The sequence below is a fragment of the Pseudomonas sp. FG29 genome, from assembly GCF_057809355.1.
The window spans coordinates 246,337-261,927 of record NZ_JBMDJU010000004.1; the positions used below are offsets into that span (position 1 = coordinate 246,337).

Annotated in this window: 19 protein-coding genes; 9 read left to right on the forward strand and 10 right to left on the reverse strand. The window is 64.9% G+C overall.

Features of this window, described 5'->3' with window-relative positions; genetic code table 11:
- Positions 1–4: 4 nt before the first annotated feature.
- Together ureE and ACODS1_RS07715 are read right to left on the reverse strand one after the other, a co-directional pair.
- Complete coding sequence (ureE, locus tag ACODS1_RS07710; RefSeq protein WP_489085161.1) at positions 5–505, reverse strand: urease accessory protein UreE; 501 nt, start codon at positions 503–505, stop codon at positions 5–7.
- Positions 506–659: 154 nt separating this feature from the next.
- A complete protein-coding gene (locus tag ACODS1_RS07715; RefSeq protein ID WP_489085162.1) occupies positions 660–1,295 on the reverse strand; it encodes a TetR family transcriptional regulator in 636 nt (211 codons plus the stop codon).
- Between the two features lie 147 nt (positions 1,296–1,442).
- Between ACODS1_RS07715 and ACODS1_RS07720 the strand changes: the two genes are divergently transcribed.
- Entirely contained in the window at positions 1,443–2,522 is a 1,080-nt protein-coding gene (locus ACODS1_RS07720) for a ferredoxin reductase (RefSeq protein WP_489085163.1), read from the forward strand.
- Positions 2,519–3,601, forward strand: a complete 1,083-nt coding sequence (locus ACODS1_RS07725) for a fatty acid desaturase family protein (protein ID WP_489085164.1) — start codon at positions 2,519–2,521, stop codon at positions 3,599–3,601. The genes ACODS1_RS07720 and ACODS1_RS07725 overlap by 4 nt, the downstream gene beginning before the upstream one ends.
- 56 nt (positions 3,602–3,657) lie before the next feature.
- On the opposite strand, the gene ACODS1_RS07730 is transcribed toward ACODS1_RS07725, so the two are convergent.
- Positions 3,658–4,089 carry a hypothetical protein gene (locus tag ACODS1_RS07730; protein ID WP_489085165.1) on the reverse strand — a complete coding sequence of 144 codons (432 nt, stop codon included), beginning with the start codon at positions 4,087–4,089 and terminating at the stop codon, positions 3,658–3,660.
- Positions 4,090–4,352: 263 nt separating this feature from the next.
- Between ACODS1_RS07730 and ACODS1_RS07735 the strand changes: the two genes are divergently transcribed.
- Positions 4,353–5,252: an AEC family transporter gene (locus ACODS1_RS07735; protein ID WP_489085166.1), complete on the forward strand. Its 900-nt coding sequence runs from the start codon at positions 4,353–4,355 to the stop codon at positions 5,250–5,252.
- Positions 5,253–5,284: 32 nt separating this feature from the next.
- Here the strand turns inward: ACODS1_RS07735 and ACODS1_RS07740 are convergent, their stop codons facing one another.
- The 7 genes from ACODS1_RS07740 to ACODS1_RS07770 form a co-directional block, all read right to left on the reverse strand.
- Positions 5,285–5,584 (reverse strand): putative quinol monooxygenase, encoded by a 300-nt coding sequence (locus tag ACODS1_RS07740; RefSeq protein WP_489085167.1) that lies wholly within the window; start codon positions 5,582–5,584, stop codon positions 5,285–5,287.
- Positions 5,581–6,267 (reverse strand): type 1 glutamine amidotransferase domain-containing protein, encoded by a 687-nt coding sequence (locus tag ACODS1_RS07745; RefSeq protein ID WP_489085168.1) that lies wholly within the window; start codon positions 6,265–6,267, stop codon positions 5,581–5,583. Before ACODS1_RS07745 ends, ACODS1_RS07740 begins: the two co-directional genes overlap by 4 nt.
- A 74-nt stretch (positions 6,268–6,341) precedes the next feature.
- Positions 6,342–6,872 (reverse strand): hypothetical protein, encoded by a 531-nt coding sequence (locus ACODS1_RS07750; protein ID WP_489085169.1) that lies wholly within the window; start codon positions 6,870–6,872, stop codon positions 6,342–6,344.
- A gap of 146 nt (positions 6,873–7,018) precedes the next feature.
- Positions 7,019–8,284, reverse strand: coding sequence for an Hsp70 family protein (locus ACODS1_RS07755; protein WP_489085170.1), 1,266 nt, complete (start codon positions 8,282–8,284; stop codon positions 7,019–7,021).
- A 139-nt stretch (positions 8,285–8,423) separates the two neighbouring features.
- Positions 8,424–9,398: a lysylphosphatidylglycerol synthase transmembrane domain-containing protein gene (locus ACODS1_RS07760; RefSeq protein WP_489085171.1), complete on the reverse strand. Its 975-nt coding sequence runs from the start codon at positions 9,396–9,398 to the stop codon at positions 8,424–8,426.
- A 237-nt stretch (positions 9,399–9,635) separates the two neighbouring features.
- Positions 9,636–10,073, reverse strand: a complete 438-nt coding sequence (locus ACODS1_RS07765) for a YqaA family protein (RefSeq protein WP_489085172.1) — start codon at positions 10,071–10,073, stop codon at positions 9,636–9,638.
- Between the two features lie 20 nt (positions 10,074–10,093).
- Positions 10,094–10,816, reverse strand: a complete 723-nt coding sequence (locus ACODS1_RS07770) for a VC0807 family protein (RefSeq protein WP_489085173.1) — start codon at positions 10,814–10,816, stop codon at positions 10,094–10,096.
- Between the two features lie 229 nt (positions 10,817–11,045).
- Between ACODS1_RS07770 and ACODS1_RS07775 the strand changes: the two genes are divergently transcribed.
- The 6 genes from ACODS1_RS07775 (at position 11,046) to ACODS1_RS07800 (ending at position 15,555) form a co-directional block, all read left to right on the forward strand.
- The gene (locus ACODS1_RS07775) at positions 11,046–11,810 is read left to right on the forward strand and encodes a substrate-binding periplasmic protein (RefSeq protein WP_489085174.1); all 765 of its coding nucleotides are present in this window, start codon (positions 11,046–11,048) and stop codon (positions 11,808–11,810) included.
- 63 nt (positions 11,811–11,873) lie between these two features.
- Complete coding sequence (locus tag ACODS1_RS07780; protein WP_489085175.1) at positions 11,874–12,620, forward strand: substrate-binding periplasmic protein; 747 nt, start codon at positions 11,874–11,876, stop codon at positions 12,618–12,620.
- A 55-nt stretch (positions 12,621–12,675) separates the two neighbouring features.
- Positions 12,676–13,677, forward strand: coding sequence for a type II secretion system F family protein (locus tag ACODS1_RS07785; protein WP_489085176.1), 1,002 nt, complete (start codon positions 12,676–12,678; stop codon positions 13,675–13,677).
- 151 nt (positions 13,678–13,828) lie between these two features.
- Positions 13,829–14,701, forward strand: a complete 873-nt coding sequence (locus ACODS1_RS07790; RefSeq protein ID WP_322979717.1) for an isocitrate lyase/PEP mutase family protein — start codon at positions 13,829–13,831, stop codon at positions 14,699–14,701.
- A gap of 69 nt (positions 14,702–14,770) precedes the next feature.
- Entirely contained in the window at positions 14,771–15,037 is a 267-nt protein-coding gene (locus ACODS1_RS07795; RefSeq protein ID WP_489085177.1) for a DksA/TraR family C4-type zinc finger protein, read from the forward strand.
- Between the two features lie 74 nt (positions 15,038–15,111).
- Positions 15,112–15,555 (forward strand): hemerythrin domain-containing protein, encoded by a 444-nt coding sequence (locus ACODS1_RS07800; RefSeq protein ID WP_489085178.1) that lies wholly within the window; start codon positions 15,112–15,114, stop codon positions 15,553–15,555.
- The last annotated feature ends 36 nt before the right edge of the window (positions 15,556–15,591 follow it).

Below are 15,591 nucleotides of genomic sequence, written 5' to 3' on the forward strand. Positions count from 1 at the left end.
ACGGTCACGTGCGTACGCCGAATTGGTGAAGACGCGGGCCGTAGTTGAACTCGGCGTCGCCATGGTGCGAATGATGATGGCCGCCGCCGTAGGCGCCTTGCTCCGGCTGGTAAGGCGCTTCGATGGTGTCGACCTGGGCGCCGAGCTGTTCGAGCATGGCCTTGAGCACATAGTCGTCGGGCAGGCGTAGCCAGCCATCGCCCAGTTGCAGGGCGACGTGGCGATTGCCCAGGTGGTAGGCGGCGCGCATCAGCTCGAAGGGGCTGGCGCAGGTGACATGCAGCAGCGGCTCGGCCTTGGCGCGCACGCGCACGATGCGACCGTCATTGGCCTGCAGATATTCGCCATCGGCCAGGGCGGCCTGGCCGCGTTCGAGGAACAGGCCGACCTCCTCACCGCTGGTGGTGAAGCAGCGCAGACGACTCTTGCTGCGCGCCTCGAAGGTCAGTTCCAGTTCGGCATCACAGGTGGTCTGTGGTGCGATTCGGGTGTGGATAACCAGCATGTGCATCGATTCCGGGGCAGTGTGCCCGGAAATAGTGCAAGGGCCTTGCCAAGGCTGGTGCACGGCGCATTTTGGCCGTCAGTGGCTGACTTGGCGGTATGGTCAGGATTTATTTGGTGCGGCCGGCGATTTTCTTGCACTGATCTGGTGCGATTTATTCGCTCGGCTTGCCCAGGCCCATCCAGTGCTTGCCGCCGATCATGATGAAGCGCAGTTGCTGAATGACCTTGGCCTCGGCGCTCAGGTGCGCGGGGAGGTTGTCGGCGGGCGGGTCGATCAGCTCGGGCAGGGTGGCGAACACGGTCTTGACCACCAGATCCGAGACCACGTCGAGGCCGGCGTCATCCAGTTGCGGCATGCGGTTCATCAGTTTGAGGTCGGCGGCCAAATCGCTTGTGATGCGTTCACGCAGGGCGGCAATGGCCTGACGCACGGTTCGCGAGCCGCCGTATTGCTCGCGGGCGAGGAAGAGGAACTGGCCGTGGTTGGCCGCTACCTCGGCGAGGAAGATGCGCACCGAGGCATCGATCATGCCGCGCATCTCGAACTCATGGCGGCGCACCTGGCGGATCGCGGCGCGGAAGGTCTCGCCCACCTCTGCCACCAGGGCCAGGCCCAGTTCGTCCATATCGGCGAAATGGCGGTAGAAGCCGGTGGGCACGATACCGGCGACGCGCGTTACTTCACGCAGGCTCAGGCTGCCGAAGCCGCGCCCGCTCTCCATCAGAGTGAGGGCGGCGTGCATCAGGGCCTGGCGGGTCTGCTGCTTCTGTTCGGCGCGTGGCGTCATGCGGATCGGGTCTTTGAGCGATGCGGCACTCTAGCAAATGCGCCGGGGCAGCGTCGAACCGGGCGGGGTATTTCAGTGAACGAGTGTTGACTCGTTTTGCCAGCGCTGCCAGCATTGTGAACAGTTGTTCACTGAAAAGGCCGTTGCATGCCCCTGATTCCGTTTTCCCTCGCGCGCCGCCTGGCGCCCGCCCTGCAACCGCTGCGTTGGCTCTGTGCGCGTGGCTGGCTGCGCGAGGCTGATGTCGATTTGTGTTTGCGCCTGCTGCATCCGGTGCTGCGGCTGCAGCGCGTATTCGCCCAGGTCGAGGCGCGCCGTTGGGTGGCCGAGGACATGCTGGCGCTGACCCTGCGCTGCAATGGCAATCAGCTTGGCTGGCGTGCCGGCCAGCATGTGCAGCTCTACCTGGAGCAGGATGGCGTGCGCCATGGGCGCAGCTACAGCCTGACCGCCGTGGGGCGCGATGGGCGTATCGAGTTGGCGATCAAGCGGCAGCCGGGTGGGCGTCTGTCCAACATGTTGCTGGATCGCCTGGCGGTCGGCCAGGTGCTGGAACTGGCGCCGGCCTTTGGCGAGCTGCAATGGCCGGATGACGGGCGTGCGGTGCTGCTGGCTGCTGCCGGCAGTGGTATCACGCCGCTGCTGGGGCTGCTGCGCGACGCCCTGGCGCGTGGCTTCAGCGCGCCGATCACACTGCTGCACCAGGTGCGTCGGCAGGGCCAGCGTGCCTTCGTCGAGGAACTGCAGGCCTTGGCCGAGCGCCATCGCAATCTGCAGTTGTGCTGGGTCGTCAGTGGTGAGTCGGGCGGACGTCTCCGCCGCGAGCAATTCGACGAGATCGGCGGCGAGCACCTGATTGCCTGTGGCCCACAGGGTTTTGTTGAACAACTGCAGGGCTGGTGGACGCGCAGCGGCACGCTGCAGGTGGAGAGTTTCAGCCCGCTGCAGCCGCTTGCCGCCGATGACGTGCGCGACGTGCAACTGCGTTTCGCCCGTAGCGGCCAGCAGGTGCAGGGAAGCAGTCAGCTGAGCCTGCTGGAACAGGCCGAGGCCAGTGGTTTGCGCCCGGCTCATGGCTGTCGCCAGGGTATCTGTGCCAGTTGTACCTGCACCCTGCTCGGTGGCGTGGTGCGGGATCTGCGCAGCGGCGCGTTGTTCGCCGAGCCCAATCAACCCATTCGACTGTGTGTCAGCGCCCCGCACGGGGATGTGGAGATCGACCTGTGAACATCCGTCCTGATCGCGAACTAAGTCCCGCCGAGCTGGAGGCCTTCGGTGCCGAACTGGATGCCCTGCGCCAGCGTACCCTGGCTGACCTGGGGGAGGCCGATGCGCGTTATATCCGCCGTATACGTGGCGCGGTGTGTCTGTGCTGCTGGAGTGGCCGGGCGCTGCTGATGCTCGGCTGGTTCCCGCCGACCTGGCTGCTCGGCACCTTCTTGCTGGGGCTGGGCAAGATCCTCGAGAACATGGAGCTGGGCCATAACGTCATGCATGGCCAATACGACTGGATGAACGACCCGGAATTTGCCGGGCGCCAGTACGAGTGGGACATCGTCGGCCCTGCGGATTTCTGGCGGCATACGCACAACCACGTGCACCACACCTACACCAACGTGCTGGGCATGGACGACGATGTCGGCTATGGCGTGGTGCGGCTGTTCCCCGAGCAGCGCTGGAAGCCTTTTTACCGCTGGCAGCCGTTATGGGTGACGATCCAGGCGTTGCTGTTCCAGTACGCCGTGGCCATCCAGCACCTGCGCCTGGACAAGCTGATCAAGGGGCGTATCAGCAAGGACGAGGTGCGTCCGCTGGCTCGCCAGTTCGGCGCCAAGCTGGCGCGGCAGTGGGGCAAGGATTATCTGATCTTCCCGTTGCTGGCCCTGCTGCTGGGCGCCAACGCCCTGGCCGTGCTGGCGGGCAACGTGGTCGCCAATCTGCTGCGCAACCTGTGGACCTTTCTGGTGATCTTCTGCGGCCATTTCACCGAGAAGGCAGCGGTGTTTTCGCCCGACGTCTTGCAGGGCGAGACACGTGGCCACTGGTACCTGCGCCAGTTACGCGGTTCGAGCAACCTGTCTGGTGGGCCGTTGTTGCATATCCTCACCGGCAACCTCAGCCATCAGATCGAGCATCACCTATTCCCTGATCTGCCTGCACGGCGCTATGCCGAACTGGCACGTGAGGTGCGCTTGATCGCAGAGCGTTATGGCCAGCACTACAACTGCGGCAGCCTGTGGGGCCAGTTCGCGACGGTGCTGCGGCGGATCTGGATCTACCGTCTGCCACCGGTCGCTACGGTTTGAGCGGAAAGTAAAAGCCCGGCGTCCGCCGGGCTTTGAGGGGGTGGAGACAGACGCGCTCAGACGTCGTGAGCGCGCTGTTCGATCAGGCGATCCGAGCCGCCTTCGGCCAGTTGCACGTGCTGTGCGCCTGGAGTGCGTTCATAGCCACCTTCGGCGATCTGTACGTGCTGTGCGCCTGGGGTGCGTTCATAGCCACCTTCTGCGACTTCTACGCGCTGTGCGCCGGGCGTGCGCTCGTAACCACCTTCGGCGACCTGCACGTGCTGAGCGCCCGGAGTGCGCTCATAGCCGCCTTCGGCGACTTGTGCGTGCCGTGCACCCGGTGTGCGTTCGGAGCCGTTTTCGGCAACGGGCGTCAGCGGTTGGTGTTGGATCTGGCTGTCCTGATGTTCGCCCACCAGCGGGAACGGCGCGCCACTCGGCAGGGCGAATGCGCTGGAGGTCAGCAGGGTAAGGGCAAGGGCGGTGAGGGTCAGTTGAGTTTTCATGTCTGTGTCTCCGTCGGGAGTGATAAGTAGCGTCGGAGGCAATTGTCCCGGCCCAGGGCCGGGAGCAGAACTTGACTGGCCTGATAGTGATCATCGATGGTCTCAATACTTGCCCGGCGGCCTCTAGCTCGGCCGTTTCCGCCGTGAGCCGGGTCGTTGTCCAGAGGCGTCGCATCGCGCCGCGGGCACGCGTATGCTGGGCGGCTTTTGCGGATTCGCTTCGCTTCACGCCTGTTTGGCATTTCCCGGAGGCTGGCTCACTCATGCTCGCGGTTCAGGCAATCCTGCCGATCTTCGCCCTGATCGTGCTCGGCTACGTGCTGGGCTGGCGCCAGTGGCTCAATGCTGAATCAGCCGCCGGGCTGGCCAATATCACCTTCAAGCTGTTCATGCCCACGCTGCTGTTCACCGGTATCGCCAAGGCGCACCTGGCCGAAGGTCTATCGCCGATGTTGCTGCTGGGTTACTACCTGCCGGTGTTGCTGGTGTTCGTGCTGGTCAACGCTGTCGCCCACTGGCGACGCGGTGCGGCCACGCCGCTGGGGCTGGTGGCGGCGTTCTCCAACAACGTGCTGGTGGGCATTCCGCTGGTCACCAGTCTGATGGGCGCAGCCGGGCTGGTATATGTGTTCGCCATCCTGGTGTTCCACAGTCTCACGCTGTTTTCCCTGCAGAGCTTCTATGCGGCCTTCGGCAGCCAGGAGCGGGTCGATGGCCGTGCGCTGCTGAAGAACCTGGCCAACCCGATGATCATCGGTCTGCTGCTGGGCGCCTTGCTCAATCTTTCCGGGCTGGTGGTGCCAGAAAGCCTGTGGCGCGCGGTGACCTGGCTGGGCCAGGCTGCCCTGCCTTGTGCACTGATCGTGCTGGGCGCGAGTCTGTCGCGCTATCGCTTGCGCCCGACTGCCGAGGCCTGGGGCGTGGCGCTGGTCAAGCTGCTGCTGTTCCCGGCCTTGGTGTGGACATTGAGTGGCCTGCTGCCAGGCCTCAACGATGCCGCGCGAACGGTGATGGTGCTGCTGGCAGCCTGCCCGAGCGGGGTCAACGTGATGGCGTTTTCCCGCACGGCCGAGGACAACCGCAGCGTCAGTGCGGCGATCTCGCTGTCGACGCTGTTGGCGGCAGTCAGTCTGCCGGCCTGGATGATGCTGATGGGCTTCTGAGTGCGGGCGTCAGATGACGCCCGCAGGTCGGTTCAAGGGGCCAGATCCAGCGGCAGGCCGACCTTCACCTCGGGTGGGGTGGCCAGCCAGGCGGCGGTGCGCTGGCGGTAGTCGGCGTAATGCGCGCTTTGCCGATGTGCCTCCACCGCTTCGCGATCCACATATAGCTCGTAGAGATCGAAGGTGCCGGGCGCGCCGTCGCGCTCGAACAGGTCGTAGCGCAGGTTGCCGGGCTCGGCGCGGGTGGCGCTGACCATCTGCCGCAGCGCTTGCAGCACTTCGTCGCGGTGTTCGGGCCTGGCATGAATGCTGGCAAAGATGGCGATGCTCATGCGCGCCCCTCAAGCAGACCGAGCAGCGCTTCGGCGCTGGCCTCGGAGGAAGCCGGGTTCTGCCCGGTGACCAGCAGGCCATCGACCTCGACATGGCTCTGCCAGTCATCGCCACGGGCATACAGGCCGCCGTTGGCCTTGAGCATGTCCTCGACCAGGAAGGGCACTACATCGGTCAGTTGCACCGCGTCCTCTTCGCTGTTGCTGAAACCGGTGACGCGTTTGCCGGCGACCAGCGGCTTGCCATCGCTGCCCTTGACGTGGCGCAGCACGCCTGGCGCATGGCAGACCGCACCGACCGGCTTGCCGAGCGCCTGGAAGCGTTCGATCAGGGCGATGGAGTCGGCGCTTTCGGCCAGATCCCACAGCGGGCCATGGCCGCCGGGGTAGAACAGCGCATCGAAGTCTTCTGCACGCACCTGCGCCAGCGGCAGGGTGTTGGCCAGTTCGCGCTGGGCCTCGGCATCACCGGCGAAGCGCCGAGTGGCGTCGGTTTGTGCGCTCTCGTCATCGCTCTTCGGATCGATGGGCGGCTGCCCGCCCTTGGGCGACGCCAGGGTCAACTGGGCGCCGGCATCCTTGAAGCTGTAATAGGGCGCGGCGAACTCTTCCAGCCAGAAGCCGGTCTTGTGGCCGGTGTCGCCGAGGCGGTCGTGGGAAGTCAGTACCAGCAAAATCTTCATGACGATTTCCTTGCGGTTGTGGCTGATCGAATAGAGCTAGTGACTGCGGCCAGGGACGGGCGTTCCCTCAGGGCTCAGGCATCCGCCCGGGCTTGCGCTGCTTCCAGCGCCGGTGCCGCATAGATGCCCACTTCCACCGCCAGCGCCAGTACCCGAGGCAGGTCGCTGGCATACACCAGCACCGCCTGCAGCTCGTCATCCAGCGGCTCGCTGAAGTCCACCAGCACGTAGCCACCGGTTTCCGGCGACAGTGCCGAGAGTTGCACCTGAATGCGGTTCAGCGCTTTCAGCGGTTCGGTCTTGGCCAGTTGCTTGGCCTTGAGCACGAACTGCACCTGCGGGCCGAAGGATTCGGTGATGCGCTGGAACAGCTCTTCATAGCTGTCGGCCTGGAACAGTACCGTCTCCGGCAGGCTGCCGACCACCACCCACTCGCCCAGCGGGATGGGGAATTCGTCGTCGTAGTTGACGTCCGGGTTGGCGGCGAGGAAGGCGGCCGGGTCGGCATAGGCCTGCGCGGCTTCGTCGGCGATGCGGGCGATCTCGTCGGCGGGCAGGCAGCCGGAGCTTATCTTGGCGATCAGTTCTTCCAGCTGGGCTTTCATCTCGCTATTCCTCGGACATTCAGATGGGTGGCAAGCATAACTCAGGGCCTGTAGTGCGATGCACGGGAGAACAGGTTGGGCTTCTGGCGTAGGAGGGGCTTTAGCCGCGAGCTCTTGTCGCGGCTAAAGCCCCTCCCACAAAAAACTTAGCCGTAGCGTTTCTTGGCTTCGATGGCCAGGCCACTACCAATACTGCCGAAGGTGTTGCCTTCGACGCTGCGCGCGTTGGGCAGCATCGCCGCGACGCTCTGGCGCAGCGCTGGCACGCCGCTGGAGCCGCCGGTGAAGAATAGCGTGTCGACCTGATCGGCCGTGATGCCGGCATCGGCGAGCAACTGCGTGAGGCTGGCACGGATGCGTTCGAGCAGCGGTTCGATGGCGTTCTCGAACAGCGGGCGGGTCAGCTCGGCGACCAGGCCCGGTTCGACGCGCGACAGGTCGATGGGGCGGGCGTCCTGTTCGCTCAGGGCGATCTTGCTGTCTTCCACCTGCATCGCCAGCCAGTGCCCGGCGCGCTGTTCGATCAGGCCGAACAGGCGGTCGATGCCGGTGGCGTCGACGATGTCGTAGCGCATGTTCTGCAGGGCGAGCTGGGTCTTCTGCGCGTACAGCGCGTTGATGGTGTGCCAGGTGGCCAGGTTGAGGTGGTAGCTGGTGGGCATGAAGGCGTCGCTCTTCATCCGGCTGCCGTAGCCGAACAGCGGCATCACCCCGGCCAGCGACAACTGCTTGTCGAAGTCGGTGCCGCCGATGTGCACGCCGCCGGTGGCGAGGATGTCACCCTGGCGTTCGGCCAGGTGATGACGTTCCGGCGCCAGGCGCACCAGGGAGAAGTCCGAGGTACCACCGCCGATGTCGACGATCAGCACCAGCTCCTCGCGGTTCAGATTCGACTCGTAGTCGAAGGCCGCCGCGATGGGCTCGTACTGGAAGGACACATCCTTGAAACCGAGCTTGTGTGCCACGGCCACCAGGGTGTTCTGCGCTTCCTGGTCGGCCGCCGGGTCGTCATCGACGAAGAACACCGGGCGGCCCAGCACCACCTCCTCGAAGGCGTGGTCGGCCTGGGCTTCGGCACGCTTTTTCAGCTCGCCGATGAAGAAGGCGAGCAGCTCCTTGAATGGCAGAGCGCTGCCCAGCACCGTGGTTTCACTCTTCAGCAGCTTGGAGCCGAGCAGGCTTTTCAGCGAGCGCATCAGGCGCCCTTCGTAGCCTTCCAGGTACTCGTGCAGGGCCAGGCGGCCGTAGACCGGGCGGCGCTCCTCGGTGTTGAAGAAGATCACCGAGGGCAGGGTGATCTTGCCGTCTTCCAGGGGCAGCAGGCTGTCCTGGCCGGGGCGAAACCAGCCGACGGTGGAGTTGGAGGTACCGAAGTCGATGCCGCAGGCGCGGGCAGGAGTGGAAAAGGACATGATGCAGACAGCCAGAAAAATTACCGGGAAGGGTGACGACGTCGCAGGGCGACGACCCGGAGGGGGGCTGCCACAGCGGGCAGGCCACGAAAACGGCCGCGCATTCTATGTCAGCGCTGCCGTCATCGCGAGTCGTGATTCAGGAGGGCAGGTTGGCGTTGTGTCGCCGTTCCTTCCACTGGCTCCACTCGAAGCCCAGCACCACCAGCAGCGACAGGGCGAATGGCAGCAGCAGGTAGAACACGCGGAACACTATCAGCGCGGCGAGCACGTCGGCGGCAGGCACCTCCGGCATGGCGGCGAGGAAGCTCACTTCCAGTACGCCGAGGCCGCCCGGGGCATGCGACAGCAGGGCCAGCGAGAAGGATGCGAGGAATACGCCAAGCACCACCAGATAGCCGGGATGGTTATCGGCAGGCAGGGCGAAGTAGATGATCGCCGCGGCGCAGAGCAGCTCCAGCGGGCCGGCCAGCAACTGGCGACCGACGATAGGCAGGCGCGGGTATTCGATGTGCAGCTTGCCCAGCGTCCAGGGCTTGAACTGGCGCCAGGAACCGAGCACGTAGAGCGCGACGATCACCAGCAGCAGCGAGCCGATGGCGACGGACAGCAGCGGCGTGACGTTCAGCACCCGGTGGATCAGGTCGGGCTGGGCGATCAGTACGCAGCCGCTGGCCAGCATCGTGCCGATGGCGAAGGTGAAGGAGCAGAAGACGATGAGGATGCCGATTTCCTGCGGCGTCAGCCCCTTGCTGCGATAGGCGCGATAGCGCACCACGGCGCCAGAGAACACCGAGGCGCCGATGTTGTGGGCGAGGGCGTAGGTGGTGAAGGAGCAGAGGGTGATGAAGCGCCAGGGGATGCGCTTGCCCAGATGCGCGACAGCGATGCGGTCGTACCAGGCCAGCGCCCAGTAGGCACCCAGCGTGGCGCCGGCGGCGAGAATCCAGTTCATGTGGGAGATCGCTTCGATGCTGCCCTGAATCTCGGCGAGGGAGATGTTGCGCAGTTCGCGATAGAGGAGGAACCCGGATAGCACCACCGCGCCAAGACCGATCAGCGTCCAGATCAGATCGCTGCGTTTCAGTTTGGGTTTGGCTTCAACAACGGACACTGCAAATCCTCAATCGATAGGCCCCGAGGCGTTGAACAGGGCCTCGAGCCGCGACGAGGCTCGATGATGGCAGGCCTTGTGGGCCGATCCTGCTGCGACCGTGCAGGGACTTTGCCTGCGCAGCGCGCTGCGCAGTATCACGGAGGCGCGTCCGTTGCTCAACTGCCTTGCACGATCCGCGCGTAACCTCGTATGTCCTTGCGCGCTGTAAGGGCTCCTGCTTATCGCATGCGCGGCTCATATCCAGGCCAGGGTCAGTGCGGCAAGAACCGCATAGCGCATGCCCTTGGCCAGGGTGACGATGAGCAGAAAGCGCCACAGCGGTTCACGCATCACTCCGGCCACCAGAGTGAGAGGATCGCCGATCAGGGGCAGCCAGCTCAGCAACAGCGACCAACGGCCGCAGCGTGCGTACCAGGCCTGCGCCTGCTGCAGGCGCACGTCACTGACCGGGAACCAGCGCTTGTGCCGATGATGCTCCAGCGAACGCCCCAGCAGCCAGTTGACCCAGGAGCCCAGCACGTTGCCCAGCGTGGCTACTGCCAACAAGAGCCAGGTGAGATGGGCGCCGCCAAGCAGCAGCGCCACCAGCACCGCCTCCGACTGCAAAGGCAGCAGGGTGGCGGCGCCGAATGCCGAGAGGAATAGCCCCAGATAAGCGGACGAGAGCAGCATGGGCAGCCCGCGTCAGCGGCTCAGGACTGGCGCTCCTGATTCGCCATGATGTCTTCCAGGCTCAGCCCGGTGAGGCCGTGGATGGTTTTCCACAGGTAGTAGAAGATCGCCATCAGCATGATCATCGAGGGAATGGCGATCATCGGGTAGCTGAGCAGGGTCATGCGGCCCAGTTCGTCGTTGAAGGCCTCGGTGCCCGAGGGGCTGACCACGATCCACTTGGCCAGCACATAGTTCATCACCGAGGAGAAGAAGAAGGTGCCGCTGAGCCAGTAGGTGGCACGCATCAGGCGCGTCTCGAAATGCTCGACATGGCCGCCTTGCTCCAGGCGCTCGTGGATCTTGTCGACGTTGAGCACCGTCTTGTTGAACAGCAGCGTGCGGATCAGCGGGTAGCGCGTGCGCGTCGACACCAGCACGGCGATGCCGATCAGGCCGGGGATGGTCGCCTCCTTGACCGCCAGCCACTGGGTGTCCAGGTGCAGCAAGCCGATGCCGCCGGTCAGCGCCACGCTGACCAGGCCGAGCAGGGCGATGAAGTTGAATTTGCGGTACTTGATCAGCTCGAACGCGCCCCAGCCCAGCGGGAAGGCGAGGGCCAGCAGCAGGGCGCCATCGGGCCCCAGGCGATGTTCGCCGCTGAGCTTCATCAGGATGAACGAGGGAATCAGGATGCTGATGGCCAGGTCGATCAGCGGGCGCGGCTTGTGAGTCGGGGTCGAGCTGTCTGTGGTGGAGGTCATGGCGATCGAACAGCGGAATGGGACGCTGATGATCGCCTGAGCGCGCGCGCAGAGCCAGCCCGACCGTCGCTTGGAGTATGAAAAAGTATGAGCGGTGACAGCTTGCAGACAGCCAGGTCGGCCTGCCACGGGCGCTGCAGGCGGGGTGACGGCTCGGCTTGGTCGCCTTAAGATCGGCGTCTGGTGGGTCGTTTTGGTTGTCGGTCACCCACCTGGCCGATGGTGCTCCATGTTCAAGTCCACTGCGTTTTACCTGCTGCTGGCGTGCCTGAGCCGCTCGCTCATGGCGGCTGAGCTGCACCTGTACACCGAGGAAAACCGGCCATTCGGCTACCTCGAAGCAGGGCGGCCGCAGGGTATGGCGGTGCAGGTGGTCGAGGAACTGGTACGCCGCACCGGCGAGCCCGCGCAGATCGAGCTGGTGCCCTGGACGCGCGGCTATCATCAGGTTCGCCAACAGCGTGATGCCGCGCTGTTTCCCGTGGTGCGTACGGCTCAGCGCGAAGATCAGTTTCAGTGGGTCGGCCCCATCGCCGTCGGGCGTACCGGTTTCTACAGCCGTCGCAGTGATCGCCTGCGGGTGCGCAACCTCGACGAGTTGCGCCAGGTTGGCACCCTCGCCGTGCCCAAGCAGTGGTACAGCCACGAGGTGCTGGCGGCCAAGGGGTTGAAGAATCTCTACGGCGTGGCGACGCCGACCGACATGCTGCGCCTGTTTCGTCATGGCCGGGTGAAGCTGATCGTCGCCAACGACCTGAGTCTCGACGCGATGCTGGCCGAGCAGGGCATGTGCGCCGACGAGCTGCAATGGCAATTCGACCTGATGCCGACCGCTTCCTATATCGCCTTCTCTGCGCAGATTTCGCCCAAACGAGTCGCGCAGTGGCGGACGCAACTGCAAGCCATGCGTGCCGACGGCACGCTGGAACGCCTGTATCGGCAGTGGTTCCCACAGGCGACGGAAGATGAAGTGGCCGAGCTGCTGGGGCGCTGATCGGCAGGCTCGCCTGCATCCTGTCGAGGCTGCTAGGCTGATATCTGTAGTGGAGGAACTGCCGTGTGGGGACGTCTCGCTGTCGCATTGATCTGTCTGTGGGTGCTGCCCGCGACAGCGCAGTTGCGCCTGTTGACCGAAGACGCCGCGCCGATGAGCTTCCAGCGTGACGGCAAGCTGGACGGTCTCTCGGTGGCGGTGGTAAGGGCGCTGATCGCGCGTACCGGCGATGATGCGCGGATCGAGCTGATGCCCTGGACGCGGGCCATCCATCTTGCCGAACACCAGGCCGACACGGGGCTTTTCTCCACGGTGCGCACTGCCGAGCGGGAATCGCGCTTTCAATGGGTCGGCCCGATCGTGGTCGGCACCACCAGCTTCTACTCGATGAAAGCCCGTGGGCTGAATATCACCACCCTGGAGCAGGCGGCTGCCAGCGGGCCGCTGGCGGTGCCCAAGCGCTGGTACACCTACGAAGAACTCAGCAACCGCGGCTTCACCAACCTGTATGGCGTACCCAGTTCGCGGCAGATGCTGACCATGCTCAAGTTCGGGCGCGTCAATCTGGTCGCCACCGAGGATCTGACCCTGGCCTACGAACTGGCAGCGGTCGAACTGCGCCCGGATGACGTGACGGCGCATGTGCCGTTCATGCGTTCGGCCTACTACATCGCCTTTTCCAAGCGCACCGATCCAGCCCTCGTGGCGCGCTGGCGCCAGGCGCTGGCCGGTATGCACGACGACGGTAGCCTGGGCGAGATTCTGCGTCGCTGGCTGCCCCAGGCCAGCGTGCCGCCGCTGGATCCGTAGCCGCCTGCGGATCAGGCCGTTACGCTGTGTGCCATTGCCTCATCGGATTGCCTCCATGCCTAGCCCTGCAGCCTCGCTCGATCTTCAGCAACGTGCCCGTCTGTTCGAGCATCTGGCGGCCATGGAGCAGGCCGGCGTGCCGATCGCACAGGCGCTGACTAGCCTGACTCTGGAAACGCGGCATGCCGCTCGTCTGCAGCGGCTGCGCCAGCATGTGAGCAGCGGGCGCGACCTGGCGACTTCCGGCCAACTCAGTGGCGTATTCACGCCACTGGAAGTCACCCTGCTGAAAGCCGCGCAGGACGCCGGCAACCTCGCTCATATGCAGGCGCAACTGGCGCAGCGTTATGCCGCCCAGCACCGTCAGGCGCAGGCGCTCAAATCCCGTTTGCTGCTGCCGGCCGGCGTGCTGTTGTTGGCGCTGGTGGTCAAGCCGCTGCCCAATCTGGTCGCCGGTACGCTGAGCCTGTCCGGTTACCTGGCTGCCGTGCTGCTGCCGCTTGTCGCACTGTTCGCCGCCTGGCTGGTGTTGCGCAGTGCCTGGCGTCGTTGGCACCTGCGCCGAGCGCAGCGTCCGGGGCTGCTCGACGATCTGTCGTTGGCGCTGCCGCTGCTCGGGCGCCTGCAGGGCTGGGCGGAACTGCGCAATTTCTGCGACAGCCTCGGCCTGCTGCTGGAGGCCGGCGTGCCGGTACTCGATGCGCTGCCACGGGCCTGTGACACGCTCGGCAACGCGCGCCTGCGGCGGGAACTCGCCAGGGCAGCGACCCACGTCGCCGCCGGACTGTCCCTGGCCAGGGCGTTCGAGGCGCTGTCCTTCCCGGGCAAGCCGATGCTCATTGCCCTGCTGAGCAGTGCCGAAGCCATCGGTCGCCCAGGCCAGGCGCTGCTGCGCTTTGCCCAGTTGCAGGGCGAGCAGCTCGCGGCCAGCCAGCAGGCGCTGGCGGTCTGGCTGCCGCGTCTGGCCTATCTGGCGGTAGCCATCTGGATGGCCTACGGCCTGCTCACCAGCGGTGGTTTCTTCACCCAACTGCCGGCCGAGCTGGCTGGCCGATAAATTGCTGTAGAAGCAGCATTGGCGCTCAACATGCGCCGAACGCGCAGTACGGGCGAAAGCTTGGCGCAAGTGCCTTGCGCTAGCATTGATCACGTCTACGCGATTACTAAAAAGAGAAAAAAGCGATTCAACCGACTTTGGAATACGCCCCATGCCCATCCTTCAACGTGCATCCCATCATGAGCTGCGCAGCGCCTTTCGTGCCCTGCTGGCTTCCAACCGCTGTTATCACACCGCGTCGGTCTTCGACCCGATGTCGGCCCGCATCGCCGCCGATCTCGACTTCGAGGTCGGCATCCTCGGCGGCTCCGTCGCGTCTCTGCAGGTGCTTGGCGCGCCGGACTTCGCGCTGATCACCCTTAGCGAATTCGTCGAGCAGGCTGCGCGCATCGGTCGCGTCGCCCGCTTGCCGGTGATCGCCGATGCCGACCACGGCTACGGCAATGCGCTCAACGTGATGCGCACCGTGGTCGAGCTGGAACGCGCCGGCATCGCTGCGCTGACCATCGAGGACACCCTGCTGCCGGCCCAGTTCGGCCGCAAATCCACCGACCTGATTTCCGTCGAAGAGGGCGTTGGCAAGATCCTCGCGGCGCTGGAAGCACGCGTCGATCCGGATCTGGCGATCATCGCCCGTACCCATGCCGGCGTACTGGAGGTGGACGAAGTGATCCGCCGCACCCGCGCCTACGAGGCTGCCGGTGCCGATGGCATCTGCCTGGTCGGGGTGAAGGATTTCGCCCACCTGGAACAGATCGCCGAAGGCCTCAAGGTGCCGCTGATGCTGGTCACCTACGGCAATCCGGAGCTGCGTGACAACGAGCGCCTGGCGCGCCTGGGCGTGCGCATCGTGGTCAACGGCCACGCCGCCTACTTCGCTGCGATCAAGGCCACCTACGACTGCCTGCGTGAGCAGCGCGGCGCCCAGCCCTGCGACCTCAACGCCACCGAGCTGACGCACAAGTACACCATGCCCGAGGACTACATCGTCTGGGCCAAGGAGTTCATGGAAGTCCGCGAGTAACGACGGGCAGCTCTTGCACTTCGCCTGCGCCGGGCGCATATCTGTCCGGCAAGCAGGAGGAGATCGAGCATGGCAGGTGGTTGGGCAAGCGACGACGCGGTTCAGGAACAGATCGACAGCAGCATCGAGGACGCCATTGCGCGTGCCCGTAGCCAGTTGCCGAAAGGCGAGAGCCTGCGTCACTGCGAAGAGTGCGACGCGGTCATTCCCGAGGCGCGTCGCCTGGCCATTCCCGGCGTGCGCCTGTGCGTCAACTGCCAGGCCGAGCATGACCGGGAGAACGCGGCCTTCACGGGGTACAACCGTCGCGGCAGCAAGGACAGTCAACTGCGTTGAGCAAGCGATGCGGCACCTATCGCCGAGCTGATGGTCTAGTGCTACTCGACCGTGACTCAGGAGGAGATGCCCGCATGACGATTTTCGAAGCCTTGCGTATCAGCCACGACATTCAGCGCGACCTGGCGCAGAAACTGGTCGCCACCCAGGGTGATAGCGCTGAGCGCCATGCCCTGTTCTCTCAGCTCAAGCAGGAGCTGGCCGTGCATTCGGTGGCTGAGGAACGCCATTTCTATATCCCCCTGATGCAGCAGGATGCGGGCGTCGACCTGTCGCGCCACGCGATTGCCGAGCATCACCAGATGGACGAGATGATCGAGGATCTCGAGGCAACCGATCCCAGCAGCCCGAGCTGGCTGGCGCAGGCCAAGGCGCTGGCGCACAAGGTCGAGCATCATCTCAAGGAAGAGGAGCACACCTTCTTCCAGATGGCCGGCAAGCTGCTGCGCGACAAGGAAAAGCAGCAACTGGCCGGTGACTACCTCGGCGCTTACGACGAGATGAAGCAGGCGTCCTGAATGGGCTAACCTCAATGGCAGCGGCGGGGGGGGGGG